The organism is Macrococcoides caseolyticum (genome assembly GCF_002902665.1).
Classification (GTDB): domain Bacteria; phylum Bacillota; class Bacilli; order Staphylococcales; family Staphylococcaceae; genus Macrococcoides; species Macrococcoides caseolyticum.
In genome coordinates, this window is sequence record NZ_PPRM01000094.1 from 1 (window position 1) to 264 (window position 264).

Annotated in this window: 1 pseudogene; it reads left to right on the forward strand. The window is 45.5% G+C overall.

The features are described 5' to 3' along the window. Positions 1-75: 75 nt before the first annotated feature. Positions 76-264 (forward strand): annotated as a pseudogene (locus tag CD152_RS10330) (relaxase/mobilization nuclease domain-containing protein); the annotation flags it as partial.

Here is a 264-nt window from a genome sequence, read left to right on the forward strand (position 1 = left end):
GATTAAAAAGCTGACAGAAGAATTTCAGGCATCTCAGCATGAATTTGAACGACTTCAGAATGAGGTGCATCAGATATGGCACAGACTAAAGTAGCATCCTCTAGAAGTGCCACGGCATCCATCAAGTATGGACGTGATGGCAAAGATAAGGTCACACAGGAGAAGAAGTGTGTCGCAATGTCTGGGATCAACTGTGATCCGAGTAACGCTGAATATGAATTTCGTGTCGTGAGGAAAGCGTTCAACAAGGCGAAGGACGAAGGC